Annotated in this window: 26 protein-coding genes and 1 riboswitch; of the genes, 16 read left to right on the top strand and 10 right to left on the bottom strand. The window is 62.6% G+C overall.

The window, feature by feature from the left end; translation table 11 throughout:
* Nucleotides 1–92 precede the first annotated feature (92 nt).
* Nucleotides 93–1,004, bottom strand: a complete 912-nt coding sequence (locus AS9A_RS01650) for a DUF5995 family protein (protein WP_085930603.1) — start codon at nucleotides 1,002–1,004, stop codon at nucleotides 93–95.
* A 152-nt stretch (nucleotides 1,005–1,156) separates the two neighbouring features.
* Here AS9A_RS01650 and AS9A_RS01655 point away from each other — a divergent pair, with 152 nt between their 5' ends.
* Nucleotides 1,157–1,594 carry an OsmC family peroxiredoxin gene (locus AS9A_RS01655; RefSeq protein WP_013805151.1) on the top strand — a complete coding sequence of 146 codons (438 nt, stop codon included), beginning with the start codon at nucleotides 1,157–1,159 and terminating at the stop codon, nucleotides 1,592–1,594.
* A gap of 69 nt (nucleotides 1,595–1,663) precedes the next feature.
* Here AS9A_RS01655 and AS9A_RS01660 read toward each other — a convergent pair whose 3' ends face one another.
* From AS9A_RS01660 to AS9A_RS01675, 4 genes are all read right to left on the bottom strand, one after another.
* The gene (locus tag AS9A_RS01660) at nucleotides 1,664–2,428 is read right to left on the bottom strand and encodes a CbtA family protein (protein ID WP_013805152.1); all 765 of its coding nucleotides are present in this window, start codon (nucleotides 2,426–2,428) and stop codon (nucleotides 1,664–1,666) included.
* A gap of 23 nt (nucleotides 2,429–2,451) precedes the next feature.
* Complete coding sequence (locus AS9A_RS01665) at nucleotides 2,452–2,646, bottom strand: CbtB domain-containing protein (protein WP_013805153.1); 195 nt, start codon at nucleotides 2,644–2,646, stop codon at nucleotides 2,452–2,454.
* 52 nt (nucleotides 2,647–2,698) lie between these two features.
* Nucleotides 2,699–2,763: riboswitch (cobalamin riboswitch) on the bottom strand.
* 68 nt (nucleotides 2,764–2,831) lie between these two features.
* Nucleotides 2,832–4,265, bottom strand: a complete 1,434-nt coding sequence (locus AS9A_RS01670) for a serine hydrolase (protein ID WP_013805154.1) — start codon at nucleotides 4,263–4,265, stop codon at nucleotides 2,832–2,834.
* A gap of 164 nt (nucleotides 4,266–4,429) precedes the next feature.
* Complete coding sequence (locus AS9A_RS01675) at nucleotides 4,430–4,750, bottom strand: antibiotic biosynthesis monooxygenase family protein (RefSeq protein ID WP_013805155.1); 321 nt, start codon at nucleotides 4,748–4,750, stop codon at nucleotides 4,430–4,432.
* A 90-nt stretch (nucleotides 4,751–4,840) separates the two neighbouring features.
* Between AS9A_RS01675 and AS9A_RS01680 the strand changes: the two genes are divergently transcribed.
* A complete protein-coding gene (locus AS9A_RS01680; protein ID WP_049793825.1) occupies nucleotides 4,841–5,575 on the top strand; it encodes an alpha/beta fold hydrolase in 735 nt (244 codons plus the stop codon).
* Here AS9A_RS01680 and AS9A_RS01685 read toward each other — a convergent pair.
* The gene (locus tag AS9A_RS01685) at nucleotides 5,572–6,444 is read right to left on the bottom strand and encodes an HhH-GPD family protein (RefSeq protein ID WP_041450781.1); all 873 of its coding nucleotides are present in this window, start codon (nucleotides 6,442–6,444) and stop codon (nucleotides 5,572–5,574) included. The two genes, AS9A_RS01680 and AS9A_RS01685, sit on opposite strands and share 4 nt — an antisense overlap.
* Before the next feature lie 149 nt (nucleotides 6,445–6,593).
* Between AS9A_RS01685 and AS9A_RS01690 the strand changes: the two genes are divergently transcribed.
* Nucleotides 6,594–7,226 (top strand): carbonic anhydrase, encoded by a 633-nt coding sequence (locus AS9A_RS01690; RefSeq protein WP_013805158.1) that lies wholly within the window; start codon nucleotides 6,594–6,596, stop codon nucleotides 7,224–7,226.
* Between the two features lie 115 nt (nucleotides 7,227–7,341).
* Nucleotides 7,342–8,133: a DUF4232 domain-containing protein gene (locus tag AS9A_RS22535; RefSeq protein WP_083826420.1), complete on the top strand. Its 792-nt coding sequence runs from the start codon at nucleotides 7,342–7,344 to the stop codon at nucleotides 8,131–8,133.
* Nucleotides 8,134–8,137: 4 nt separating this feature from the next.
* Here the strand turns inward: AS9A_RS22535 and disA are convergent, their stop codons facing one another.
* The 3 genes from disA to AS9A_RS01710 form a co-directional block, all read right to left on the bottom strand.
* Nucleotides 8,138–9,217, bottom strand: coding sequence for a DNA integrity scanning diadenylate cyclase DisA (gene disA, locus AS9A_RS01700; RefSeq protein ID WP_013805160.1), 1,080 nt, complete (start codon nucleotides 9,215–9,217; stop codon nucleotides 8,138–8,140).
* Between the two features lie 122 nt (nucleotides 9,218–9,339).
* Entirely contained in the window at nucleotides 9,340–10,794 is a 1,455-nt protein-coding gene (gene radA / locus AS9A_RS01705) for a DNA repair protein RadA (protein ID WP_013805161.1), read from the bottom strand.
* A 98-nt stretch (nucleotides 10,795–10,892) separates the two neighbouring features.
* Nucleotides 10,893–11,528 (bottom strand): hypothetical protein, encoded by a 636-nt coding sequence (locus AS9A_RS01710; RefSeq protein ID WP_013805162.1) that lies wholly within the window; start codon nucleotides 11,526–11,528, stop codon nucleotides 10,893–10,895.
* Between the two features lie 419 nt (nucleotides 11,529–11,947).
* Between AS9A_RS01710 and AS9A_RS01715 the strand changes: the two genes are divergently transcribed.
* The 4 genes from AS9A_RS01715 to rlmB all read left to right on the top strand — a co-directional run bounded on the left by AS9A_RS01715 (nucleotide 11,948) and on the right by rlmB (nucleotide 15,513).
* Nucleotides 11,948–12,433, top strand: a complete 486-nt coding sequence (locus tag AS9A_RS01715; RefSeq protein ID WP_013805164.1) for a CarD family transcriptional regulator — start codon at nucleotides 11,948–11,950, stop codon at nucleotides 12,431–12,433.
* Nucleotides 12,434–12,587: 154 nt separating this feature from the next.
* Entirely contained in the window at nucleotides 12,588–13,055 is a 468-nt protein-coding gene (ispF, locus tag AS9A_RS01720; protein ID WP_041451392.1) for a 2-C-methyl-D-erythritol 2,4-cyclodiphosphate synthase, read from the top strand.
* 55 nt (nucleotides 13,056–13,110) lie between these two features.
* Complete coding sequence (gene cysS / locus AS9A_RS01725; RefSeq protein WP_013805166.1) at nucleotides 13,111–14,517, top strand: cysteine--tRNA ligase; 1,407 nt, start codon at nucleotides 13,111–13,113, stop codon at nucleotides 14,515–14,517.
* A gap of 24 nt (nucleotides 14,518–14,541) precedes the next feature.
* Nucleotides 14,542–15,513, top strand: coding sequence for a 23S rRNA (guanosine(2251)-2'-O)-methyltransferase RlmB (gene rlmB, locus AS9A_RS01730; protein ID WP_013805167.1), 972 nt, complete (start codon nucleotides 14,542–14,544; stop codon nucleotides 15,511–15,513).
* Between the two features lie 40 nt (nucleotides 15,514–15,553).
* Here the strand turns inward: rlmB and AS9A_RS01735 are convergent, their stop codons facing one another.
* Complete coding sequence (locus tag AS9A_RS01735; RefSeq protein WP_041451393.1) at nucleotides 15,554–17,482, bottom strand: acyl-CoA dehydrogenase family protein; 1,929 nt, start codon at nucleotides 17,480–17,482, stop codon at nucleotides 15,554–15,556.
* Between AS9A_RS01735 and AS9A_RS01740 the strand changes: the two genes are divergently transcribed.
* From AS9A_RS01740 to AS9A_RS01775, 8 genes are all read left to right on the top strand, one after another.
* A complete protein-coding gene (locus tag AS9A_RS01740) occupies nucleotides 17,481–17,789 on the top strand; it encodes an SHOCT domain-containing protein (RefSeq protein WP_202798183.1) in 309 nt (102 codons plus the stop codon). The genes AS9A_RS01735 and AS9A_RS01740 overlap by 2 nt on opposite strands.
* 84 nt (nucleotides 17,790–17,873) lie before the next feature.
* Nucleotides 17,874–19,181 carry a glutamate-1-semialdehyde 2,1-aminomutase gene (gene hemL, locus AS9A_RS01745; RefSeq protein WP_041450783.1) on the top strand — a complete coding sequence of 436 codons (1,308 nt, stop codon included), beginning with the start codon at nucleotides 17,874–17,876 and terminating at the stop codon, nucleotides 19,179–19,181.
* Nucleotides 19,182–19,224: 43 nt separating this feature from the next.
* The gene (locus AS9A_RS01750; RefSeq protein ID WP_013805171.1) at nucleotides 19,225–19,896 is read left to right on the top strand and encodes a histidine phosphatase family protein; all 672 of its coding nucleotides are present in this window, start codon (nucleotides 19,225–19,227) and stop codon (nucleotides 19,894–19,896) included.
* Nucleotides 19,893–20,498: a TlpA disulfide reductase family protein gene (locus tag AS9A_RS01755; protein WP_013805172.1), complete on the top strand. Its 606-nt coding sequence runs from the start codon at nucleotides 19,893–19,895 to the stop codon at nucleotides 20,496–20,498. Before AS9A_RS01750 ends, AS9A_RS01755 begins: the two co-directional genes overlap by 4 nt.
* Complete coding sequence (locus AS9A_RS01760) at nucleotides 20,495–21,328, top strand: cytochrome c biogenesis CcdA family protein (protein ID WP_013805173.1); 834 nt, start codon at nucleotides 20,495–20,497, stop codon at nucleotides 21,326–21,328. Before AS9A_RS01755 ends, AS9A_RS01760 begins: the two co-directional genes overlap by 4 nt.
* A complete protein-coding gene (gene resB / locus AS9A_RS01765; RefSeq protein WP_013805174.1) occupies nucleotides 21,325–22,929 on the top strand; it encodes a cytochrome c biogenesis protein ResB in 1,605 nt (534 codons plus the stop codon). The genes AS9A_RS01760 and resB overlap by 4 nt, the downstream gene beginning before the upstream one ends.
* Before the next feature lie 17 nt (nucleotides 22,930–22,946).
* Nucleotides 22,947–23,912 carry a c-type cytochrome biogenesis protein CcsB gene (gene ccsB, locus AS9A_RS01770; protein ID WP_013805175.1) on the top strand — a complete coding sequence of 322 codons (966 nt, stop codon included), beginning with the start codon at nucleotides 22,947–22,949 and terminating at the stop codon, nucleotides 23,910–23,912.
* A gap of 224 nt (nucleotides 23,913–24,136) precedes the next feature.
* Complete coding sequence (locus AS9A_RS01775; protein WP_013805176.1) at nucleotides 24,137–25,240, top strand: MinD/ParA family ATP-binding protein; 1,104 nt, start codon at nucleotides 24,137–24,139, stop codon at nucleotides 25,238–25,240.
* Nucleotides 25,241–25,341 lie beyond the last annotated feature (101 nt).

Genomic DNA, 25,341 nt, shown 5'->3' on the forward strand with positions numbered 1-25,341 from the left:
GGGAGATGTTCTCCCGGCCATTTGTCATTTCCCGAGTCTTTTCCGGGCAATCGTGAAGGTTTTCCCCGTACGGAGGGAAAAGCTTCACGAAATTAGAGTGCGCGCAGTTGGGCCAGCACGTCGAGTGCGAGATCGGCGATGCGCCACAGTTCATGGATTCGGCCCTCCGCCTCGGCACGAGTCGCGTCGCTCTGAAGTGCCATTCCGTGTGCGAGCGTGAAGGTGTTGTAGCCCGCATCGGCCGCGCGGAGCATCATGCCGCTCGCGACGCCCTCACCGGCGAGCAAGTCGAGACCTTCACCCACGAAATAGAAGCGCCACAGCGGCCCGAGGTCAGCGCCGTACACCTGGCGCGTGCGGTCGATGAGCTCACCGCCATGCTGAGCGATCGTGTCCACGATCAGGTAGTAGTCCGCTACATGCTGGCTCTGCGTTCCGGTTTCGGCGACCGCGTAAGCGAGATCCACCGTCAGATGCGCGTTGTAGCCGGCCATCGCGGCCCGGGCGCCCGATTCATTGCAATCACTCGCCAGGCTAAAGTAGTGCGCCCAGTGTGGCTCTACAGGCTCAGCAGTGAGGTGTCCGTGCAGATTCGCCAGATACCGCTCCAAGAGATCGAAGCTGATGTCATGTGCCCAGTCACGGTCTGTGAATGCGTCAGGAGAGCGCTGAAGCGGCATAACGGCGGCTTCCTCTACGGCGTCGAGCCCCACCGAGAACAATCCACGACGATCGCCGTGGCGCTCGAAGACCCGCGCGATCTGACTGTGCCGGCTGACGGCGCTCTCGAGGCGTTCGAGTCGGCTCGTCCCAGTTATGCCAGCGGGGTCCGCGAGCGCAGCGATCTCTTGCTCCACGGCAGGTGGTGCGAGGCTGCAAGCAGTAGCGACGTTTACCTCAGCGTGCGCGTAAGTGGCAGTCAGCGGAAGGGCGAAGGCGGCGACGCTCAGGGTGAGTGCTGAGCGCCGTAGTGACAGGAGAGATCGGTGTTGAACATGGGGCACGGGCGCAGTCTAAGAGAGAACCGCGAAATAGTCCTTGCTCTCGACGGTAATTACGGAAGACTGTTCTACGGCGGCATGCTTGCGACAGCAGGACCCGCCTATGCAGGATTTGCCGAATTTGGGCATTTACAGGCCAACGAAAGGAATCTCCTATGCCAACTCGCTCCGCACGCACCGCCTGGAATGGCTCTCTGAATGAGGGCGGCGGCACTGTTGAGTTCACGAGTTCGGGGACCGGCACGTTCGACGTGTCCTTCCCGAAGCGTGCGGCCGACAATGCGGATGGAACGACAAGCCCCGAGGAGTTGATCGCGGCGGCGCATTCGTCCTGCTACGCAATGGCGCTTTCGGGACAGATCGGTGAAGCTGGCGGCACTCCGCAGAACCTCGACGTTCGCGCAGACGTCACGCTGGGCCCGGACCCTGCAGGCGGGTTCCGCGTCACTACGAGCAAGATCACTGTGCGCGCTGAAGTTGACGGACTCGATGAGGAAGCGTTCCTGAAGGCAGCTTCAGCGGCCAAGGAAGGCTGCCCGATCAGCAAGGCGCTGGCTGGTGTCGAGATCAGCCTCGACGCCGCGCTCCTCTAGTTTCACCTAGCAGAAGACTGTGCCCCGTTCGTCGATCTGAACGGGGCACAGCGGGTTTTAGGGGGCGCGTTAAACGAGGAGGCGTTGTTTGCGCGCCGCACGTTCGGAGAGGACCGCGAAGGCGACTCCGAGACTTGCCCACAAGACGGCGGTCGAGACGAATGACGCGACCCGGAAGTCCCACAGCAGCGTTGCGGGGAAGTCACCGGGAACGTCGTCGAACGTCGGAAGCGCCAGGTAACCGAGCCCGACGATCGCTGCGAATAGAGCGGTCGAAGACGCCACCCGAAGGCTCTGCCACGCCGTCTCGAGTAGCCGGTTCACCGCCGCTGCCGCGACGCATGCAAGGATCCCGAGTCCCACCGCCGCAAGCCAGAGCAGCGTGCGCTGGTTGATCGTGTCAGGGTCGCCGACCGCGGGCGGATTGGCGGGATAGATCCCGAAGGGGACCACCGCTATCGCGAGCCAGCCGAGCAGCGTCAGTAGCAGAATGAACGGCGTCGTGGACAGTGAAGCCACGCGCCGCGCGTAGTGCGCAACTGTGCCAAAGATCGCCCCGAGGGCCATTCCAGTGAGGCTTGTCGCGAGGAAGAGGCCTACTTTTTGCCCAGTCCGGCTGACGAGCTCGTCGTCCCCGTGTGAATGAGCACCATGAGCACCATGAGCGTGCGCCTCTTCTATCGCGATCGCCGCGTCGATATGCGGTTCACCCAAAATGAACGCCACGGAGCCGGCGAGCACCCCGGCGGCGATTCCCGCAAGGGCTCCACGCCCAATGAGGGCACCTAAACTTCCCGGCACTGGCGGTGAAGTGCGAAGGTCGCCGCCAGGCATCCCGTGCGATTTCACCGGGAAACTCAATGGCATGGGACCCCCATCAGGTGGCGTCCGTCGTGCATCAGTTCATGCAAGTACATCCCGGTCTGGGAGACGGCGCCCTGGTCGAAGCCGGTGAGGTAGAGGACCAGTATTGCGGCCGAAACAACAACGACACCGAGAAGATGAGTGCTGAGGTTGCCAGCGGATTGGGCGGGAGCATGCGCAGTGACCATCTGTTTCCTCCTGGGAATTCGCGTCCCGTAAGGTCTATGCGACGTGAAGAGCGAGTCCTGGCTCCCAGGCATGCCTGGTTACAGTGGCGCGACCGCCCCGGGATTTCACCGGATTCCCACATCTGCAGTCGGGTTGACCAAAGGTAGTGCCGAGAATATTAGTCGCATTCGTGGACACGTGAACACTAGTTGATCTGCAAAACTGCCGCGTCATTGCGTCCCATGATCTTGCCCGCGAGCTCGAATGTGTAAAGGTTTTCCGCAAGGCCGATCGCGCCCGCAGCGGACTGCTGAATTCCGAAATACCAATCCTGCCCCGAATTGTCGGTAAGCAGCCACGTGGTCGCCAGGACGCCGGGCATCGAACCACCCTTGAAGCCGGTGTAGGACCAGTCATGGCTGCTCAGCGTCAGTCCCGGGTTGATCGCGAGGATATCGGTGACGGTGGTGGCTTTATCCATCAGATGGGCGTACGCGGCGCAGATATCGTGCTGGCTGGCGAACCACCCCACGCCGTCCGGGTAGGCGGGCCGGTAGATTATCGCGTTTTCGTCAACATCAAGGGGCTCGCCGTCGAGCGCGTCGAGTATCGCGATGCGATCCGCTTGGCTGGCTTCCCGCCACGTCTCACGCAATTCCGGGTTTCCAGAGTTCCCAAACCCGAGGAGGAAGGTCTCGCGCGTGGTGGGGAAGGGCGTCAGAAGGTCGGGGTCGTGGTGTCCCATAGCGGCAACTTGCGCCTCGATCGCATCACGTCCCAGGCGATCGATGAGGAGGTCCGTTGCGGTGTTGTCACTGACGGAAATCATCTTCTCCGCAGCTTCACGGACGGTTACGGTGCTCCCGTCTGCGAGATCTTGCATCTCTCCAGTGGGGAGACTCTTGAGCGCATCCGTGACTGTCAAGCGCTCGTTCCAGCGAAGATCGCCGTTCTCGATCGCGTCGGCTACCGCGCCCAGAACGTACAGCTTCGACAAGGATGCCATGGGCATCGCCCGATCACCGTTCGTGTCATGGACAGCCACGCACTCACCCGCATCGACTCGGGCAGCGAATATCGAGTAGTCGGTGCCGATGATGTCGAGAGCGGAGCTGAGATCGTCGAACGCGCTTATATCTGGTGTGTGGGGACGAACGAGCAGGCCATTTACGGTGTTGTCCGCGCTCACGTAGATGCGCAGTTCAACTGGCAGGCCAGTGCGTGTCTTCAGGGTGACCGTCGCGGCGGCGTTCGTTCCCGAGTAATCGACGAATTCGTAGGGGCCGGTCGTGCGCAACTGTTCAAGGGGCGCGGCGAGGCCGTCAGGCCCGAGCGCAGCAGCCACACTGGGGTCGGTCCACTCGCGCACCGCTCCGGGCGAGATGGGATCGTCGCCGTTGATCAGGTCAAGGATGTGAGCCGAGTGAGACCCCGCAGGGGTGTCCGCGGGGATCGCTGAGAGTGCCGCGGCACTCGATGCCTCCGGTGGCGTGTCACCTGGCTCGGCTAGGGCAGGGCCTGCTGACGCCGCCAACACGAAACTGATCAGCGCGGATGCCGATGCTGCGACCGCGACTCGGCGAAGATTCCGGAGCTCACGCCGGCCTGTTCGGCTCCCTAGGCTCCCTGGGATCTGCACAACGCCCCCTCTGGGACTGCGCGGGGCCATTTGACCCCGGTTCGGTATGTCCTCTTTGAGCCTAGGGTGCCGATGGGGCTTGTGGTGTGACCGTTACCAGGTGGTGTCGCTGTTAAGAACGAGTTGTTATGAACTTGCCCAGAACTGACCGTAAAGTGCTCTGATTATCCAGAGTTGCCCGCGGGGCTCACGTCAAGGACCACGTCGAACTCGAGGAGCGAGGCGCCGCTCGCGACGGGTTTGCGCTCGCCCTCTCCGGCGTGAGCTGCTCGTGCTGGACCCTCCGCCCACGCGCGGAAGGCATCCTCTGACTCCCACTGCGTCACGACGAAGTAGCGTGACTCGCCCTTGACAGGCCGAAGCAACTGGAAACCTAGGAAACCAGGGGAGTTCTCGACTGTGCCCGCGCGCGCGGCGAAACGCTTTTCGAGTTCGGCACCGGCGCCCTCCGGCACCTCGATTGCATTGATCTTTACGACTGCCATGAGCGTGATCGTACTCGCGTAAAGTGTCCTGCCGTGGTACCAGATCTGGGGCTTGACGATCTTGGCGGAGTCGGCGATCCAATCGTGCTGATGCACGGCCTCATGGGCCGACGGACAACCTGGCGCCACCATGTCCCGTGGCTGCGCAGCTACGGGCACGTTTATGCCTATGACGCCCGGTTTCACCGGGGACGTGACGCCGATGATCCCAGCGCGGTGAGTGAATCGGAGATCCGGACCGAAGCCTTTGTTGCTGAACTCGCTTCGATCTTGCGGCACGTGAGTCTTGTCGAAGGCCCGGCAACGCTTGTGGGCCATTCCATGGGCAGCCTGCATGCCTGGTGCGCTGCGGCAGCTTTCCCCGAACTGATACGCGCAGTCGTCGTCGAGGACATGGCGCCTGATTTTCGCGGTAGGACGACACAACCGTGGGATAGCTGGTTCGACTCCTGGCCAGTCGACTTCACCGATCCGCGTGATGTGTTCACCATGTTCGGGCCAGTCGCGGGCCAGTATTTTCTCGACTCTTTTGACCGCACCACTTCAGGCTGGCGACTGCACGGACACATTCCCGTGTGGCGCGCGATCGCTGCGCACTGGGGTACCCGCGACTACTGGGCACAGTGGAAGAGCGTTCAAGCCCCCGCACTCCTTCTGGAAGGGGAGTGGAGCCTCACCCCACCAGGTCAGATGCGCGAGATGTACATGGTCTCCCGGCCGGCGCCCTCCAGGTACCTCAAGGTCCCGGGTACAGCGCACCTCATCCACGATGAAGCGCCGCAGACGTATCGCGGCGCGGTCGAAGCGTTCCTCGCGGGTCTCTAGCCGGCTTCACCAGCAAGCGCGAACAGTCCCTGTGCGGTCTGTTCGACCAGACCGTCTTCGAGGAGCGAGCCCAGCGCGCGATCGCGTTGCGTCGGGTCGTTCAGCCACACGGCGTCGATGCGACCTCGATCAACGGGGCCATTTGCGCCACGGAGCACATCGAGTATGCGTCCGCGCACTTGGCGGTCCGTGCCCGCGTATCGCTGGGTACGGCGACGGGGACCGTCATGGGCCGGACGGCCAGCCTGGAGCCATGCGCACGCCGTGACGGGGCAGACCGCGCATTGGGGTGAGCGTGCGGTGCAGACGGTGGCACCGAGCTCCATCAACGCGGCCGAGAAAGCCGCACCATTGCGGACGGGCAGGAGCGCGCTCGCGTCATTGAGGTCTCTTTTAGCAGCGGGGCTACCAGGTTCCGCTCGCCCGTGTACGGCGCGCGCGATAACTCGCCGTACGTTGGTGTCCACGACCGGCACCGACTGGCCGTACGCGAAGCAGGCAACCGCTCGCGCGGTGTAGTCGCCCACCCCTGGCAATGTCAGGAGGATCTCGACGTCTGCGGGGACCTCATCGTCGTACTGCTGAGCGAGGTGGGAGGCACATTCATGCAGGCGCAGCGCGCGGCGCGGATAGCCGAGTTTGCCCCAGGCGCGCACCACTTCAGCGGGCGACACAGCGGCGAGCGATGAGGGGCGGGGCCAGCGCTTCACCCATTCCTCCCACACTGGTGCGACCCGGGCAACGGGTGTCTGCTGCAGCATGATTTCGCTCATCAGGATCTGCCACCCAGTCACGCCGGGGCGGCGCCACGGGAGATCGCGTGCTGATTCGCGAAACCATGTTACGAGAACCTCAGCATCAATATTCATGCACGAATAGCTATTCTTCATCAAGTCTTTACACCTTGCCCGAACGCGGGGATTTCGGCCTGTCAACCGGGTGCTTCCCAGCTAGATTGTGAGATTTCTGTAGTTCAGGAGGGGTCACCCCAGCCCGATTAACAGTGCAGAATAGAAGCATGCCGTCATCCAATCCGGTCTCTGCCTGGAAAGCCCTTAAAGAGGGTAACGAGCGTTTCGTCAGTGGTAAGCCCCTGCACCCCAGTCAGGGGATTGACGACCGCGCAAAGCTAGTGGACGCCCAGCACCCCACCGCGATCATCTTCGGCTGCGCAGACTCGCGCGTCGCCGCAGAAATCATATTTGACCAGGGCCTCGGGCAAATGTTCGTGATTCGCACCGCAGGCCACGTCGTGGATAGCGCGGTCCTCGGATCAATCGAATACGGCGTCGCGGTTCTCAACGTTCCCCTAATAGTGGTGCTCGGCCACGATAAGTGTGGTGCGGTAGCGGCAGCGCTGTCAGCGCTTGATGGTGGGGACATGCCAGACGGTTTCGTCCGCGACATCGTCGAGCGTGTCACGCCGTCGCTGCTTCGCGCGCGCCAGGCCGGGATGACCACGGTTGACGAATTTGAGGCGCAGCATGTCCGGGAGACCTCAAAACTGCTGACTGGCCGATCCCTAGTGCTTGCAGAGCGGATCGCGGATGGTCGCTGCGCGATCGTTGGTGCCACCTACAATCTGGCTGAAGGGCAGATCAGGCTCCGCACCGTAGTCGGTGACGTTGGCGACGCCGGCGAAGTTGACTGACGGCTCGGCTGTCGATCCGTCCGGGGACTTCCCGAAACTGAGAGTTCAGCCTCACTGCAGCGACACGCGTCGCCCCTAGCGGGCGAGATCGCCTCCCGCGCTTACCGTTAGTGACGTGCACGATCCTCGTTACCCTGCTACCCGGTCTAGGCGCTTGCCGCACCCTCCTGAGGTTTATCGGCGTCGCAGGATCGCCGCTGCCGCCATTTTGCTGGTACTCCTCGGTGGGATCATCGCAGGGGTCCTCGTCGGCGTCAGGGCGTTTGCCGGCTCCGGGGCAGAGGACACGTCTGATGTCCAGGCCTCAGGCACGGAAACGTCAGCCCAGGAAAAACCTGATGAAACAGCCTCTGAGGTGCCGAAACGCGATCCAGACGCCCGGGGTGACGATGACGAAGATCTCGACGACGACCTCGATGACGAAGAGGAGGAAGTCAAAGTAGCAGAGGGCCCCTGTGCTGATTCGTCGCTTTCAGTGCGGGCGACAATCGACCGCGCGGAGTATCCGATAGGGGACCAGCCGAGGTTTGGTGTGGTCGTGACAAACATCGGTGACACGACATGTGCGCGAGATCTGGGGCCAGCGGTTCAGCAGATCTCGGTGCGTGCTGTGGAAAACGATCGCAGAGTGTGGGTCAACACGGACTGCGCACCGACCACTGGTCGCGACGTGTGGACACTCGCCCCTGGTGATCAGGCGGCTTTCGCCATCACCTGGTCCGGCACCGGCTCGGCTCCCGGATGTTTCGGGCCGCGGGACGCGGTCGATTCAGGTGTCTACCGGGTGCTCGCCCAAGTGGGTGAAATTTCCGCTGAACCCGTCGAGTTCGCGATTGTCGATCCAGAGGCCACCGAGCCTGAACCCGAAGCCGAATCAGCGCCCTCAACGCCGGAGAGCGGACCGTAACCGATCAGAACTGGTTTTCCAGTGTGGAACCAGCGAGCCGGGAGAGGCCTTCCGAGATGTGGCGGGCCCGGAAGCCGCTGATGCCATCCACGGTCTGAAACTCCGTTGAACTCGCGGCCAGTAGTTTTTGCAGGCTGCCGAAGTTCTCGATGAGTCGTTCGATTTGGCTGAATGGCAGTCGTGGAAGCTGGCTCAGGAGCCGGTAGCCACGAGGCTCGACTGCCGTATCGAGCGTTTCCACTGCGCGGGAGTAGCCGAGTGCGTGTGCGATTTCCGTCAGATCGAGCAGCGCTCCGTCGGACAGGCTTTCAAGTGCCGCAAGCACACGATCGACCTGCTGATCACTGGGCTGCCCGCCGCTGCGCACGTAGTCGAGAAGAATGAGGCGGCGAGCGACCTCATTGTCGCCAAGCAACTCTTCGAGTTGCAGCGCGACTTGCCGCCCGCCCGTGCCCAGTTCAATGACGGAGCGGTCGATCTCGCTCGAGATTCGCCGCACCATTTCGAGCCGCTGAATAACAGTCAGCGCGTCACGAAGGCTGACGAAATCGTCTATTTCTGCAACGCCCAGCGCTCGAGTGACCTGGTCGAGTCGCATTCTGTAGCGTTCGAGCGTGGCGATGGCCTGGTTTGCACGGGAGAGAATCGTCGCGGTGTCCTCCAGGACGTGACGTGTTCCCGCGACGTAAACGCTAGCGATGCTCATCGACTGACTTACCGAAATGACGGGGAAGCCGGTCTGGATCGCGGTGCGCTCAGCCGTCCGATGGCGAGTGCCGGACTCTTCGGTCGGGATCGTCGAATCCGGAACAAGCTGAACGTTGGCTCGTACGATCCGGGAACCGTCGGTCGAGAGAACAACCGCACCGTCCATCTTTGCGAGTTCACGAAGCCTCGTGGGCGCGAATTGGATGTCAAGGACGAAACCGCCGTCACATAGGCGTTCGATCGCGTCGTCGTAGCCCAGGACGATCAGCGCTCCGGTACGTCCGCGGAGAATGCGTTCCAGTGCATCTCTCAGGCCAGTTCCAGGCGCCAGTCGGGCGATTGTGTCGACAAGTACCGGCGAGGGATCGAGGGTCACGGCAACTTCCTGTGCTTCGACAGTTTGTATCACTGCGTGTATCAGCCAATGTGTCACTGGCGAATGAATACGAACGAGCTTTCCGGCCAGATTACTGGACGACTCCCTGACCCCTCGCCTTCTCAGGCCCGGCTGCCCACGAAGCTGAGCTGTGGCCCGGCGCGCGGACTCTCCGGCGGGGCGGGCTTACCGAGCAGCGTGAGGGCCTCACTGACCGTACTTACCTCGGCCACCGCAACGCCTACTGGGAGTGTGCCGGACCCCGCCGGAACGATTGCGTTCGTGAAGCCCAGACGCGCGGCTTCCTGGATTCGGCGTGCGACACCTGGCACCGGGCGGATCTCTCCGGCCAGGCCGACTTCACCGAGAACAACTGTTCGCGGAGGCAGCACCCGATCGCGTGATCCAGACGCCACGGCTAGTGCGATGGCGAGATCGGCTGCCGGCTCTGTGACTCGCATGCCGCCCACTGTCGCCGCGTAAACCTCGGAGCCGGCAAGCGACAGCGCACAACGGCGTTCGAGGACGGCGAGGATCATGGCGACTCGAGCGGAATCGAGGCCGCTGACAGCGCGCCGCGGTGAGGGGATGCCGTTGCCCGCCACCAGTGCTTGAACTTCTCCGAGCAAAGGCCGTTTACCGTCCATCGCTACAGTGATGGAAGTGCCTGGCACCGTGTCGTTGTGGTGATGGAGGAACAATCCCGACGGGTCGCTGACTTCGGCTATCCCGTTTTCTCGCAGTTCGAAGCAGCCAACTTCGTCAGTTGCTCCGAAACGGTTCTTCACGCCCCGAACCATTCGGAGCGTCGAGTTCTTGTCACCTTCGAAATGAAGGACCACGTCGACTAGGTGCTCGAGTGCGCGGGGACCGGCGATGGATCCGTCCTTGGTGACGTGTCCGATGAGCAGCACCGCGATTCCTGAAGTCTTCGCGAGATGCGTCAGCGCGCTCGTAACGGCGCGCACTTGCGTGACACCTCCGGTGATGCCTTCAACGTCAGCGGCGCGCATCGTCTGCACCGAATCGACGATCAGCAGACCGGGCCGCACCTGCTCGACATGCCCGAGGATTGTCGCAAGGTCTGATTCCGCCGCGATCATCACGCGTTCGTGCAGCGCATCGGTGCGTTCCGCGCGCAGACGGACCTGTCCTGCGGATTCTTCACCGGTCACGTACAAGGCCACATCGCGGGCCGCCCATTGCCGCACCACCTCGAGGAGCAGCGTCGACTTGCCCACCCCAGGTTCACCGGCAAGAAGAATGACCGCGCCAGGTACGACGCCACCCCCAAGTACGCGATCGAGTTCCGAGATTCCGGTCGGCTGAGCTTTAGCCTCCGTTCCCTCAACATCCACGATCCGGACCGCAGGCGTCGAGGGCAGCAATCCGCCGGTGCTCGAGGCGACGCGCGCCTCCGGCAGCGCTGACCGTTGCAGCGCCGATCTCTGGAGCGACGACAACGCGGGAGCTTCTTCGATCGACCCCCAGGCGCCACACTCGGGGCATCGCCCGGCCCACTTGACCAGGACGTGCTGACATGCCGAACACCGGAAGTTCGTCTTGGGTCTCACCACGGCGATGAGCCTAGGCGAGTGGTCTGACAGAAGCGCGTGTCAGCGCCGCAGGCCCCAGGATCGATAGGAAACCGTAGTCACGTGCAGACCAGCAATAACTAGTGATCGTCACTGGGTACGTAGGTGCGCTTTGCGGCGGGGCCTGGCTCGATCGGCACGTCCACCACAATGTCGCCAGCTTCTTCGAACGTGAAGGTGAACGGCGTGGCGATCCCGGGCCGTACCGCAGAACTCATGTTCGTTACTTCCACCGTGATCTGGCTAGCCGCTGGCCCGAACGTCGCAGCTTCATCATCTTCAGCGGAAAGTTGCAGAGCTGGTGTGCCAGAGCGCAGCACGCCGCCCGCAGGGATCGTGGTGTCATCACCCTCAATTGACACCTGCGCGTCGAACGACTCGATGCTCGCGAGTGTGTCCGACCCCGAAGGGCTGAGGTTGACGATCGTGAACACCAATTGGCCCGAGGTCGCGGGATCGATCGGGTACTGCTCGGCGTCCTCGTACGCGATGTAAACGTTGCGGAGGAGCAGGGAACCGAAGTCAACGTTGTTGCCCGTGATTGTCGGCGTCGTCACGCCTGTCTGCGTCACCTGGCCAGCGCCGCAGCCCGTCAGTGCGAGGGCGGCACCAGCGCCCAGTGCAGCCAGCGCGGCGGTAAGCCGCGTGACTCGGGTGCGGGAACGCAGGCGAGGCGCGCCGAAAGCAGCATTGTGCTGGGCGGTAGACGACGTCACGTTTCAGTCCTCCCGGGCTTCAGGTATCGATGGAGTCGCCTCCGCGCGCAGCACAATTCTCGGCGCGGCAGAAGCTACTTCACTAGGCAGCGTAGTAGGCGCCCTCAGCTGCCGCGCACGGAGGGTCCCTAACTTGAGGGTCCCTAACTGGGCAGGGCCCGAATGCGTCCGCGGGCGGGGCACGCCGCCAGTTGTCCTGGTGGCTGCCGTGCTGCAGCCCGTGCGTTCATTTCCGGCGTTTCCGGCGTAACGGAACGTTTCCGTAGCTGCGAGAGCGCTACCGATCGGTAGGTGACGTTTGCAGCTGCTTGCGGGAATGACTGCAGGTCAGGGACATGGAAGTCCCTGACCTGCAACGACGCCATCCGTAACGGGCCAGCTCGTGTTAGCATAGACACATCGAAAGGGGTACGGGACATATGAATTTCAGGGTCGGAGACACCGTTGTTTATCCCCATCACGGTGCAGCCACGATCGACGCTATTGAAACCCGAACCATTCGGGGTGAGCAAAAGGAGTATCTCGTACTGAAGGTCGCTCAAGGCGATCTCACGGTGCGCGTTCCCGCCGCTAACGCTGAGTATGTTGGCGTCCGCGACGTAGTTGGCCAAGAGGGGCTTGACAAGGTTTTCCAGGTCCTGCGCGCGCCGCACACGGAGGAACCGACGAACTGGTCACGCCGGTACAAGGCCAATCTCGAGAAGCTCGCGTCCGGTGACGTTAACAAGGTCGCAGAAGTCGTGCGCGATTTGTGGCGCCGCGACCAGGACCGCGGTCTTTCCGCTGGCGAGAAGCGAATGCTGGCAAAGGCGCGGCAGATTCTCGTTGGTGAGCTCGCGCTCGCGGAGGGTACCGACGACGTGAAGGCGGAAACGCTTCTCGACGAGGTTCTCGTCGCCTCCTGACCTGTCTGAACTGACAAGTTTTCCAGGGCGCTCCCCAAGGCTATTCCTTGGTGGGGCGCCCGTTTCTGTTCCAGGTGGCAAGCCCACAGGCCCTAGGGGCGTGCATTCAGGTGAGCACGCCACAGCATCTGTGCCACGCTAGGGTAGGCCGATGATGCGTGTGGGAATCGGAACTGACGTCCATCCCATCGAGCCAGGGAGACCGTGCTGGGTGGCCGGTCTGTTGTTCGAGGGTGAGTCCGGTTGTGCTGGTCATTCAGATGGCGATGTAGCCGCGCATGCTTTGTGCGATGCGGTGCTTTCGGCTGCTGGCCTGGGTGACCTTGGATCAGTTTTCGGCACGGGCCGCCCGGAATGGTCGGGCGCAAGCGGTGCGCAACTTCTCACCGAAGTGCGCCGGCTCGTGGGTGTCGCCGGTATGACGGTGGGTAACGCTGCAGTGCAGATCATTGGTAACCGACCGCGGGTCGGTCCACGCCGTGCCGAAGCAGAAAGGGTCCTGTCCGGCATCTTGGGTGCACCAGTTTCAGTCTCGGCGACGACGACCGACGGCCTGGGTCTCACAGGGCGCGGGGAAGGCATGGCCGCCGTTGCGACCGCACTGGTGGAGACCGAAGCATAGCTCGCGCCGCCTGTCAGATTCGGATGTGCGTCACTACACCAAGTAGGATTCCGCCGTGACCTCGCCGACCTTGCGCCTTTTCGACACCGAGTCGCGGACCCTGCGCGACTTCACGCCCCTCACGCCGGGGAAGGTGTCGGTGTACCTGTGCGGTGCCACGGTGCAGGGTGAACCACACATCGGTCATGTGCGCAGCGGAGTTGCCTTTGATGTGCTGCGACGCTGGCTTAGCGCGCAGGGATACGACGTGACATTCGTGCGCAATGTCACCGATATCGACGACAAAATCCTTACCAAGGCGGCCGAGGCTGGCCGTCCCTGGTGGGAATGGGCGACGACTTACGAGCGTGCCTTCGAGAGGGCATACGATCAGCTCGGGGTGTTGCCCCCGTCCGTGGCGCCGCGCGCCACGGGACACATCACCCAGATGATCGAGATGATCGAGCGTCTCATCGAGCGTGGTCATGCCTACGCCGCTGGCGGTGACGTGTACTTCGACGTGCGTAGCTTCGCTGAGTACGGAGCGCTGTCAGGTCACAGGCTCGATGACGTCCACCAAGGTGAGGGCGCGGGACTCCATAAGCGGGATCCACGTGACTTCACGTTGTGGAAGGCTGCGAAGCCGGGCGAACCATCGTGGCCGACCCCATGGGGTCCGGGCCGCCCCGGCTGGCATCTGGAATGTTCGGCCATGGCCTCCGCCTATTTGGGACCAGAGTTCGATATCCACTGCGGAGGCCTCGACTTGGTTTTCCCGCACCACGAGAATGAGATCGCACAGAGCCGGGCAGCGGGGGATCGCTTTGCGCAGCACTGGCTGCACAATGGGTGGGTCACCCTCGGCGGTGAAAAAATGTCAAAGTCGCTGGGCAATACTCTGTCTATCCCCGCGGTGCTAGAGCGGGTCCGGCCGCAGGAGCTTCGCTACTACCTTGGAAGCGCGCATTACCGGTCGATGCTCGAGTATTCCGAGCATGCGCTGCAGGAATCGGCCTCAGCGTACCGGCGAATTGAGGCATTCTTCAGCCGGGTAGAGCGGCGGGCCGGTGCGGTTTCAGTGGGCCCTTGGACGGACGCATTCGAGGCCGCACTTAACGACGATCTGGGAGTGCCCGCGGCGTTGGCTGAAATCCACCACACGGTAGGTAACGCCAACACCGCACTCGAATCCGGAGATGGCGAGAAGGCGCGTGTACTCGCGAGCCAGGCGCGGGGAATGCTCGGCATTCTCGGCGTCGACCCACTCGACGAACACTGGCACGAGATCGGTGACGCTGGCGACGGAGCGGCGCTCGCTGCCCTCGACGTACTAGTGAGGGCGGAACTCGAGCGCAGACAGCAAGCTCGCGTCGATAAAGACTGGGCATTGGCCGACGACATCAGGGACCGGCTATTCGCCGTCGGTATTGAAATCACGGACACTCCAGCAGGGCCAGAATGGGCATTGAAGACTGACCGCTGACGGTCAGTGAGAAACGGGGACATCATGGCGGGTAATTCACGCCGGCAAGGCGCAGTGCGCAAAGCAGGGTCGAAGAAAGGCGCGACCAAAGGTTCGGGCGGCAAGCGGAAACGCGGGCTGTCCGGTCGGGGCGCCACCCCGCCCGCCGAGATGCGCGTCGGCCACCCGGCAGCCCGGCGTGCGGCGGCAGCGGCGCGGCTGAAGCAGAGCAAGTCACACACCGAGGCGGCGCGCAAGCGTGCGGCTGAGGGCCCCGAACTCGTGCTCGGACGTAACCCGGTGGTCGAGTGCCTTCGCGCGGGCGTGCCTGCCACAGCGTTGTTCCTCGCTGTTGGCAGCGAGCCCGACGAGCGGGTCACCGAGGCGGTTCACTACGCGGGCGAGCGTGGAATCTCCATCCTCGAGGTGCCGCGCGGCGACCTCGACAAGATGACGACGAACGGCCTGCATCAGGGCATTGCGCTCCAGGTGCCGCCCTATCAGTATGCGCATCCCGAGGAGCTGATCGACGCCAGCCGTAGTAGCGACGAACCTGGTCTAGTGGTGGCGCTCGACAACATCACGGACCCACGGAACCTGGGCGCGGTGATTCGCTCAACTGGCGCATTCGGCGGGAACGGTGTCCTGATTCCTGAGCGACGCTCGGCAAGCGTCACTGCGGTCGCATGGCGGACGAGCGCGGGCGCTGCGGCCCGTGTGCCGGTCGCGCGGGCAACGAACCTGACGCGCGCCCTGAAAGCATTCGCTGAAAGCGGATACTTCATCGCGGGGCTCGACTCCGAGGGAGCTGTATCCCTAGATGAGTTCACGAGCACAGATATGCCGCTTGTGGTGGTCGTGGGTTCCGAGGGTAAGGGGCTTTCCCGGCTCGTGAAGGAAACGTGCGACGTCATCGTGAGCGTGCCCATGGCTGGTGATGTGGAATCACTCAATGCGTCAGTCGCTGCGGGTGTGGTCCTCGCTGACATTGCACGGCAGCGCCGCCAGTCGCAGTAAGCGTCGGCTTCTGCTCTGGCGGCGCCACTGTGCACCGGGCCTATTCGCGTTCGTACACGCTCGCGTCATTCAGCATTTCGGCACGCAGCATAGCGTCGGGGATGCCAAACGCATCGACGAGTGTTCGTGCATGAGGCCGAAGCTTTTCGACGAGTTCATTGACTCCGCGACGGACCGCTTTGGCACGCTCCACAGACAGGAACCGGTGCATGATGAACCAGTCGCGATGCTGTTCGAGGGTTGTGAAGACGAACAGGTCGCATAAAAGTTCTGCAATAGCGCGCGCCTCGTCGTCGTGGACGAGGTCGAGGCCTTCGATAAACGACTCAAGTACGAGGCGATCGATGTGCGCGGAACCGGCTGACAGGATGTGCTCCTGTGCATTGTTGAAGGCCTTGAACGGTGTTCCGAGTTCTTTGGTCCCGTTTCGCAGGCGCTGCGCTGCCGTTCGGACGAGGTAGTCTTCCCGGTCCGCGAGAAGCTGGAGCTGCACAGCACGTTTGGAGAGGTCTCCCTCCTCGACCGTCTCGTTGCTGCTGTCGAACAGGGTCTGGATCAACTGTCGCACACCAGACCTCTCGCGGACGACATCGCGTGCCATCGTTGCCGCGAACTTGACCCAGTCGAGCGCGTCGTAGTCGCGTACCTCGTCGGAGTACGCGGTGAGCAGTTCCTTGGCGACGAGCTGCGTGAGGACGACGTTGTCACCCTCGAAGGTGGTGAAAACATCGGTATCAGCCTTGAGTGTTGTGAGTCGATTCTCGGCGAGGTAGCCCGCCCCGCCGCATGCCTCGCGGCACTCCTGGATAGCGCGGGTCGCGTGCCAGGTTTGTGCGGCTTTGAGGCCCGCGGCGCGCTTCTCCAGTGCTCGCTGACCCTGCGGGTCCTTGTTCTGGCCGGTCTGGATGAGATGCATCTTGCGCACAAGATCGTTTTGTGCGAATGCGTATGCGTACGACTTGGCGATCAGCGGCAGGAGCCGCCGCTGGTGCATCCGGTAGTCGAGCAGAACAGTTTCCGGCTCGCCCTGTGCGGGCCGGAACTGGCGCCTCTTGAGCGCGTACCGGGTCGCGATGGTCAGCGCGAGACGAGCGGCTGACGCAGCGCCGCCTCCGACGCTGACGCGGCCGCGAACGAGTGTGCCCAGAGTCGTGAAGAAGCGTCGGCTGTCGTTTTCGATCTCCGATCTGTAGGTCCCGTCAGGTGCCACGTCCGCGTAGCGGTTCAGAAGATTTTCCCTTGGGATACGAACATTGTCGAAGACGATTCGACCGTTGTCGACGCCGGGCAGTCCGCCCTTGATGCCGCAATCCGATGTGGTCACGCCGGGCAGGTCACCGCCGTTTTCGTCGCGGATCGGAACAACGAAGCAGTGCACTCCGTGCGATTCACCCTCCGTGATCAGCTGCGCGAACACGGCAGCAACCGTTGCGTCTTGCGCAGCCCCACCGATGTAGTCCTTTCGTGATGACGGTGTTGGGGAGTTGATGATGAATTCTTGGGTGTCCACGTCGTAGGTGGCGGTGGTCTCAAGGTGCTGTACGTCGCTGCCATGGCCTGACTCCGTCATCGCATAACACCCGAGCAGGTCGAGTTTCATCAGGGGACGAATGTATTTCTCATGGTGGTGTTCAGTACCGAGATTCTCGATGGCGCCACCAAAGAGACCCCACTGGACTCCAGCTTTGACGGTCAGTGAGAGGTCGGCCTGCGCGAGCATCTCGAATCCGGCCACAGCGGCCCCGGCGTCACCGGTTCCGCCGTTCTCCCGCCGGAACCCGTGGTCAGGGTAGCCAGTGTCGACGAGTGCCTGCATTTGTTCCAGAGCGCGCGCTCTCGCAGCCTTTATGTCCAGCGCCGGATCAGTCGTGAACGTGTCTGAAGCCAGGTATTCACGGCACTGATTGCGCATGTCCTTCCATGGCCCGTCGAGTGCGTCGCGCAGATATTCCCCGGTCGTCTTCGTCATGAGTCCGACGATAGCTGTCACAGATGATGTTGGCAGGTCGTTCGCTGGGGGCCATCATGGAGGCATGTTGACGTTGCTGCTGGGCATCGTGGCTGTGGCCGCCCTCGTGATGATTCTCGTGATCATCGCGCGAGTGCTGGAGGCCGCACCGCCCCGTCAGGAGCTGCCCCCGGCGCCGCCACAGCTCAAGCAGCGCAGCCCAGCCGAGGAGGAATTACGTCGCCGCTTCGCCGCGGGGGAAATCGATGAAATCGAGTTCATCGAGAAACAGGCGATCCTGCGGATGGATGAGGAAGACGAACGTTAGAACGCTTACTACACCCCGTCGTCGACGGATTCGCGGCGGGCTGGAACACTGGAAGCCGTGAAATCTCCCGACGAGCATTCAGGTATGCAGCAGTCGGCCCGGCTGTTCGAAAGGGCATCGGCAGTAATTCCCGGCGGCGTCAACTCGCCAGTTCGCGCGTTCGGCGCTGTGGGAGGGGTGCCGCGCTTCATTCGTGAGGCCCGGGGGTGCTGGCTCTTCGACGCGGACGGCAACCGTTACGTCGACTTGGTGTGTTCGTGGGGCCCGATGATTCTGGGGCACGCACATCCCGCTGTTGTTGAAGCCGTGCGGGAAGCCGCGGTCAAGGGTCTGTCGTTCGGTGCGCCCACTGAGGCTGAGGTCGAACTCGCCGAAGAGATCGTCCAGCGTGTCGCTCCCGTCGATCGCGTCCGTCTCGTCAACTCTGGGACCGAAGCGACAATGAGTGCCGTCCGGCTGGCTCGCGGCTACACCGGCAGGGCGAAAATCATAAAGTTCGCCGGTTGTTACCACGGTCATGTCGATTCGCTTCTCGCTCACGCCGGTTCGGGTGTTGCCACATTCGCGCTGCCGACCTCTCCAGGAGTCACAGGCGCCCAGGCGGGCGACACGATCGTGCTGCCTTACAACGACCTGGAGGCCGTGCATCAGGCGTTCGCCGCGCACCCGGGCGAAATTGCAGCGGTGATCACTGAAGCCGCTGTCGGAAACATGGGCGCCGTCGCCCCACTCCCTGGCTTCAACGACGGACTGCAACGTGCGTGCAGCGAAAATGGTGCGCTGCTCATCATGGATGAGGTGATGACGGGTTTCCGGGTGAGCGAGGCAGGCTGGTACGGCCTAGAAGGCGTTGCAGGAGATCTGTACACGTTTGGGAAGGTCATGAGCGGCGGCCTTCCGGCTGCGGCGTTCGGCGGGCGCGCCGACGTGATGGAGCATCTGGCGCCGTCGGGTTCTGTGTATCAGGCCGGCACGCTGTCAGGTAACCCCGTCGCCGTTGCCGCCGGGCTGGCTACTCTGCGGCACGCGACACCAGAGGTGTACGCCGCGCTGCGGAAGAATCACGCCGCGTTGCGGGATCTCCTTGCTGAGGCGCTGCGAACGATCGGGATTTCCCATCGCGTGCAATCAGCGGGCACCATGGTGAGCGTGTTCTTCACTGGCGAGCCCGTGCAAAACTATGCACAGGTCAAGACCAGCGAGACATGGCGGTACCCGGCGTTCTTCCACGCACTGCTTGAGCGCGGGGTGTATGCGCCACCGAGTGCTTTCGAGGCGTGGTTCGTCTCGGCAGCCCTCGACGACGAGGCGTTCGCGGTGATCGCGGATGCGATGCCAGCGGCTGCGCGTGCGGCGGCAGACGCATCACCACCCGAGCCAGTCAGAGCGTGAACCCGCCTGACCGAAGTAAAGATCCTTACCAGGAGCGTGAGACGTGACGGACCTCAATGAGCAGCCAGGCCCGCAGCGGGCGGAGTCCACCCGCACGATCGTGCATTTGCTGCGCCATGGTGAGGTGCATAACCCGACCGGGATCTTGTACGGGCGGCTGCCTGGATTTCGTCTCTCCGAGACGGGGCAGGCGCAAGCAAGAACTGTCGCGAAGTCGCTCGCTGAGCATGACATCACTCACGTCGTGGCATCGCCACTGCTGCGGGCACAGCAAACAGCCACACCAATCGCGGACATCCACGGCCTGAACATCCACACCGACGAAGACCTACTCGAGGCTGAGAACGAGTTCGAGGGTCTTCGCGTCTCCGTGGGTGATGGGGCGCTACGGCGGCCACGTCACTGGTGGAAGCTGCGGGATCCCTTCACCCCGTCCTGGGGCGAGCCCTACCTGCAAATCGCGCATCGTATGCTCGCTGCGGTCAACAACGCCCGTGCCGCGGCAGCAGGGCACGAAGCGGTGTGCGTGAGCCACCAGTTGCCGGTGTGGTCGCTGCGCAGATTCCTGCATGGCCAGCGGTTGTGGCACGACCCGCGCAAACGGCAGTGCTCGCTCGCGTCCCTGACGTCCCTCGTCTATGAAGGCGACGAACTGATAGACATCGTGTACTCGGAACCGGCGGGCAAGTCGGATCCTTCGGTGACTGGGGCATGAGGTCGCGGCGGCGGATCAGGCTCGCCGCCGTCGCAGTTGCGTCGGCAGCGGCTCTTACCCTCAGTGCCTGCGCGACCGCCGGTACTGACGCCGTCGTCCAGGGCGGAACGTTCAACTTCGTGTCACCAGGTGGCCAGACGGAGATTCTTTATGATCCTCCCGAGTCACGTGGAACGATTGGGATGCTCATGGGCCCCTCCCTGGCGGATCCTGACGAAACAATAGAACTTGAAGGCTTCGCGGGCCAGGTCGTCGTACTCAATGTCTGGGGTCAGTGGTGCGCTCCCTGCCGGACCGAGATGCCCGAGTTGCAGGAGGTCTACGACGAGACAAAGGAGCTTGGCGTCCAGTTCCTTGGCATCAACGTGCGCGACCCGCAAATTGATAAAGCGCAGGACTTCGTGACGGACTTCGGTCTAACCTTCCCTTCGATCTATGACCCATCCATGCGGACACTCATCGCGATGCGCGGTATTCCGACGAGTGTTGTGCCCATGACCTTCGTGCTCGACCGGGAACACCGCGTTGCCGCCGTATTCTTGCGCGATCTCCTCGTTGAAGACCTGCAGCCGGTAGTCGAGCGGGTGGCGCAAGAAGAATGAACTCGATGGTGCTTGCCTCCTCACTCGGGGAAACATTTCAGAACACGGCCGTCGATGGCCCACTGCTGCTCGCGCTCGCGGTGTGCATGCTCGCCGGGCTTGTTTCGTTTGCTTCGCCGTGTGTGGTGCCGCTAGTCCCCGGCTATCTGTCGTACCTGGCGGGCCTCGTCGGGGTTGACGCTCCAGAAGTGACTCCGCGCGAGGCATCGCGAACTGCCACGCTCACGAAACTGCGGGACCGAACGCGTTGGCGAGTCGCCGGCGCGGCCGCGTTGTTCGTTAGCGGATTCACCGTCGTTTTCGTGCTGGCGACTGCATCGATCTTCGGCATGATCAGTGTGCTGAGCCTCAACCGCGAACTTCTGCAGCGGGTGGGCGGCGTTGTGACAATTCTGATGGGTCTCGTATTCATCGGATTCATCCCTCTCCTCCAGCGAGACGCCCGCTTTTCGCCCCGTCACTTCAGCTCTCTGGCCGGCGCTCCGGTGCTGGGAGGCGTGTTCGGCCTGGGCTGGACGCCGTGCTTGGGACCGACGCTCGCTGGGGTGATCTCCCTCGCCGCGGGGACCGAAGGGTCGACTGCGGCCCGTGGCATCGTGCTGATCGTCGCCTACTGTCTCGGTCTTGGCCTGCCATTTATCGTGCTCGCGTTCGGCTCGGTGTCTGCGCTGCGAGGCGTGGGCTGGCTGCGCCGGCATGGGCGCGAAGTGAAAGTCTTCGGCGGGATCATGCTGATCCTCGTCGGTATCGCGCTGGTCACCGGCGCATGGGAAGTTTTTGTGAGCTGGGTGAGAGAGGCGTTCATCAGCGACGTGGTACTGCCGATATGACCAAAACGGACGGCACAGTGCAACCAGCTCGTCACCGCGTGATCGCATCGCTGAGAAACGCGTGGCGAAACCTGACGAGCATGGGTACGGCGCTGGTGCTGCTTTTCCTGCTCGCTCTCGGGGCGATACCCGGGGCCTTGTTGCCGCAAAACAGTCTGAACGCTCAGGCTGTCCGTGAGTACATCGCGGAGCGGCCCACTCTCGGGCCGATCCTAGACCGGTTCGGGATGTTCGATGTGTTCAGCAGCTTCTGGTTCACCGCAATCTACGCCCTGCTGTTTGTCTCGCTCGTCGGCTGCATCATTCCCCGCGCTATCGATCACTGGCATGCGATGCGTGCTTCCGTTGTGCGCGTGCCCCGCAATCTCGGCCGGTTACCCCACCACTCAACGCTCACCCTGCCCGGAACCGCGGACGAGGCTGAAGCCAAAGTCCTCCCGGTGTTCCGCAGGTGGCGTCGAACGGTGCGCAGGGATGGCGACGTCATCGAAGTCTCTGCCGAGAAGGGACACCTCCGTGAGGCGGGCAACCTGGTCTTCCACATTGCGCTGCTGGGTGTGCTCGCCTCAGTCGCGCTGGGCCGGATCTTCGGGTACGAAGGGTCAGTCATTGTGGTTGCGAACGGTGGGCCTGGAATTTGCACGGGCAGCCCCGCAGTCTACGACTCGTTTCGGGCTGGATTGAGCGTAGATGGCACTGATCTGACGCCGTTCTGTGTGCGGGTCAACGATTTCAGGGCTGACTATCTGGCGACAGGACAGGCCGAGATGTTCACGTCGAACATCGAATACCAGGCGGGCGATGACTTACTGACCAACGAGTGGAATCCGTACACCCTGCGAGTCAACGATCCGTTGCGGGTTGAAGGCGACCGCTTGTACCTCATTGGGCATGGCTTCGCGCCGAGGTTCACAGTCACGTTCCCGAACGGTGAATCGCGCAGCGAAACACTCCAGTTCGCGCCGGAGGACGCCACTACCTTCTTAAGTAGCGGGGCGATGCGTTTCGACCCACCGGCTGGTTTGTATCCGGATCAGTCGGAGCGCCGGCAGAATCAAATCGCTATCGAGGGACTCTTCGCGCCGACCGCCTTCTTTGAGGGAGATCTGCTGACCTCTGTTTTCCCCGCAATGAACGACCCGGCTGTCGCGATCGACATCTACAAGGGTGACATTGGGCTCGATGCGGGGCGGCCCCAGAACATCTTCGCTCTCGATCAGTCGATGATCGAGCAGGAACGATTGGTTCGGCAGGCACGAGTCAATCTCATGGCGGGGGAAAGCACCACCCTCGATGATGGAACCGAAGTTCGCTTCGACGGCGCGGAAGAGTGGGTGTCGCTCCAGGTGTCGCACGACCCTGCACAGGGCTGGGTCCTGGCTTCCGCAATCGCGATGACGCTGGGACTGGTGGTCTCGCTACTGGTGACGCGGCGACGTGTCTGGGTTCGGATCTCACCCGACCTGCATGCCCCAACCGCGGGTGAACGACGTACTGTAGTTGAAATTGGCGGTCTGGCCAGAACGGATCAGGCTGGCTGGGGCAGCGAATTCGAGCGGGTATGCACGCGCATCTCGGCCCCTCGCTCCTCGGATACGTAGGAAAGGCACGAAGATCTATGGACATCGACCCGAACCTCGCGCGGTACAGCGACCTGACATTCCAGACCGCGTTCGCTGTGTATGTCCTCGCCATGCTCATGTTCGCGGGTCAATACGGATCGGCGCGAGTGAAGAAGGCGCATGAGCGCGAACTCGTTGGTGCCCCGGCGGCGCCACACGGTTCGCCAGGCCCGCGCGTCGGTCCCGTAGTGCAGCGTTCGTGGCGCGACAAGTTCGGCGGGATGGGTTACGCCTTGATCGTTGTGGCCGCGGTCAGTCACTTCGCGTCGCTGGTGCTGCGAGGTCTTGCGACCGACCGGTTCCCGCTGGGCAACATGTACGAGTTCACATCGGCGATGGTTCTCGTCGCGGTTGTGTCAGGGCTGGTCTTCATTCGCAAACCCGACCAGCGACCGTTGTGGATCTTCGTGCTGGTGCCGGTTGTTCTGCTGGTATTCCTCTGCGGCACCGTGCTGTACGCGGACGCTGCTCCCGTTGTGCCCGCTCTGCAGTCATTCTGGCTCCCTATTCACGTGTCGCTAGCGGTTATCGGAAGCGGGCTCTTCCTCGTTGCCGGTGTCGCGAGTTTGATGTTCCTGCTTCGTATCCGGCGGCCTGAAGGTGCAGAGGGCGGCGGCTTTGTCGGCCGGATCGCCGAACATCTGCCGAGCGGGCAGTCACTTGACCGTATCGCGTACCGGACGACTGTCATCGCGTTCCCGATCTTCGGCGTCGGTGTCATCCTGGGCGCTGTCTGGGCCGAGGCGGCATGGGGACGATTCTGGGGCTGGGATCCGAAGGAAACTATGTCCTTCGTGACCTGGATTGTTTACGCCGCATACTTGCACGCGCGCGCCACAGCCGGATGGCGTGACGTGAAAGCAGCATGGATCAACGTCACGGGCTTCGCGATGGTGGTCTTCAACCTGTTCTTCATCAACATGGTTGTTTCTGGCTTGCACTCGTACGCAGGACTGAACTGACCCAGCCTCGCGAATCGTGAAGGATTTTCCCTCCCTGCGAGGGAAAATACTTCACGATTCCGCGCAACGCTCGGTTGGTGTCTCACATTTTGAGAACCCGCATAACGCCAGTTTGCGTTCAGGTGAGGTAATCGCCCTACTCTTCATGTGGCTAATCGGGGGATGGCCACTTATTGGGAACCTGCGCAGCCACTGCGCAGGGCGCTACAGGGGGAGGGGTGGCGATGCCTGCATCAGCCGACAGTCAAACGATATTCGGTCAGGACACTGACCGTTCAGCCGAGTTTTTTGCCACTGACCAGTTCAGTTATCCGTCCGAGAACAGGGCTGAGCTTGTGGTACCCCAGGAATTGGGGCTCCGGAAACCAACGCAACCGCGTGGAGCAGAAGCTGGAGCCTGTGAGCCCTCGTCTTCCTGGGACCTGTCCAGCTCAGTTCTGCTCAAGCCAGTGAAGGCCGCGCCACGGCGCGGGTGGCGTAAAGCCGTGTACTCCTGCACAGGCGGAGCGGTGAATCTCGGGGATGGCAGGCGGGAGGCTTACCTCGCTGACCTCACGAAGCAGCTCAACGCTCCGCTCTACGGATGCCACAAGATCGCAGTGCTGTCCCTCAAAGGTGGCGTGGGGAAAACGACGGTCACCGCCGCTTTAGGCTCGACTTTCGCCTCCCTGCGAGGTGATCGGGTAATCGCGGTCGACGCGAACCCGGACCGCGGCACGCTGTGCAACAAACTTCCGCTCGACACTGACGCGACAGTGCGCGACTTGCTGCAGCAAGACCCGGATATTCAGCGTTACAGCGACGTCCGGGCGTATACGTCACAGGCGAACAGCCGTCTTGAGGTTCTTGCTTCGGATACAGACCCAGCCGTATCCGAGGCGTTCAGTGCGGAGGATTACGGCCGCGTCCTCGACGTCCTCGAGCGTTTCTACAATCTGGTCCTCACGGATTGCGGAACAGGCCTCATGCACTCCGCGATGTCTGGGGTGCTCAAGAACGCGGATGCGCTGATCATCATCAGCTCTGGCTCGGTCGATGGTGCGCGCAGTGCGTCGGCAACGATGGACTGGCTGGAAGCCCACGGTTATGCCGACCTGGTGACACGGTCGGTGACAGTGATCAATGCGGCGCGGCCGAAGGCGGGAAAAGTAGACCTCGGTCAGGTGATCGAGCATTTTGCTCGTCGCAGCCGTACCGTGCGGTTGCTGCCATTTGATGCGCATCTCGAAGAGGGCGCTGAGATCGATATGGAGCGACTGCGGCCTGCGACAAGGATCGCCTTGATGGAACTCGCGGCAACGATGGCCGAAGGATTCGGTCAGCGGTAGTCAGCTTCCCGGTGAAACGCGTGTGAGCACCACCACGTGCGCGGGGTGACCCGCGACGGTGGCTGGTGCTCACACGCGTTTCACTACTAGCGTCCTACCCG

The sequence above is a fragment of the Hoyosella subflava DQS3-9A1 genome (assembly GCF_000214175.1).
Classification (GTDB): Bacteria; Actinomycetota; Actinomycetes; order Mycobacteriales; family Mycobacteriaceae; genus Hoyosella; species Hoyosella subflava.

Coding starts and splice junctions, on each gene's coding strand:
- AS9A_RS01655 (WP_013805151.1), top strand. CDS start 1,157: ATGCCAACTCGCTCCGCACGCACCGCCTGGAATGGCTCTCTGAATGAG.
- AS9A_RS01660 (WP_013805152.1), bottom strand. CDS start 2,428: ATGCCTGGCGGCGACCTTCGCACTTCACCGCCAGTGCCGGGAAGTTTA.
- AS9A_RS01665 (WP_013805153.1), bottom strand. CDS start 2,646: ATGGTCACTGCGCATGCTCCCGCCCAATCCGCTGGCAACCTCAGCACT.
- AS9A_RS01675 (WP_013805155.1), bottom strand. CDS start 4,750: ATGGCAGTCGTAAAGATCAATGCAATCGAGGTGCCGGAGGGCGCCGGT.
- AS9A_RS01680 (WP_049793825.1), top strand. CDS start 4,841: ATGCACGGCCTCATGGGCCGACGGACAACCTGGCGCCACCATGTCCCG.
- AS9A_RS01685 (WP_041450781.1), bottom strand. CDS start 6,444: ATGAATATTGATGCTGAGGTTCTCGTAACATGGTTTCGCGAATCAGCA.
- AS9A_RS01690 (WP_013805158.1), top strand. CDS start 6,594: ATGCCGTCATCCAATCCGGTCTCTGCCTGGAAAGCCCTTAAAGAGGGT.
- AS9A_RS01715 (WP_013805164.1), top strand. CDS start 11,948: ATGAATTTCAGGGTCGGAGACACCGTTGTTTATCCCCATCACGGTGCA.
- ispF (WP_041451392.1), top strand. CDS start 12,588: ATGCGTGTGGGAATCGGAACTGACGTCCATCCCATCGAGCCAGGGAGA.
- rlmB (WP_013805167.1), top strand. CDS start 14,542: ATGGCGGGTAATTCACGCCGGCAAGGCGCAGTGCGCAAAGCAGGGTCG.
- AS9A_RS01740 (WP_202798183.1), top strand. CDS start 17,481: ATGAGTCCGACGATAGCTGTCACAGATGATGTTGGCAGGTCGTTCGCT.
- AS9A_RS01735 (WP_041451393.1), bottom strand. CDS start 17,482: ATGACGAAGACGACCGGGGAATATCTGCGCGACGCACTCGACGGGCCA.
- hemL (WP_041450783.1), top strand. CDS start 17,874: ATGCAGCAGTCGGCCCGGCTGTTCGAAAGGGCATCGGCAGTAATTCCC.
- AS9A_RS01755 (WP_013805172.1), top strand. CDS start 19,893: ATGAGGTCGCGGCGGCGGATCAGGCTCGCCGCCGTCGCAGTTGCGTCG.
- AS9A_RS01760 (WP_013805173.1), top strand. CDS start 20,495: ATGAACTCGATGGTGCTTGCCTCCTCACTCGGGGAAACATTTCAGAAC.
- resB (WP_013805174.1), top strand. CDS start 21,325: ATGACCAAAACGGACGGCACAGTGCAACCAGCTCGTCACCGCGTGATC.
- ccsB (WP_013805175.1), top strand. CDS start 22,947: ATGGACATCGACCCGAACCTCGCGCGGTACAGCGACCTGACATTCCAG.
- AS9A_RS01775 (WP_013805176.1), top strand. CDS start 24,137: ATGCCTGCATCAGCCGACAGTCAAACGATATTCGGTCAGGACACTGAC.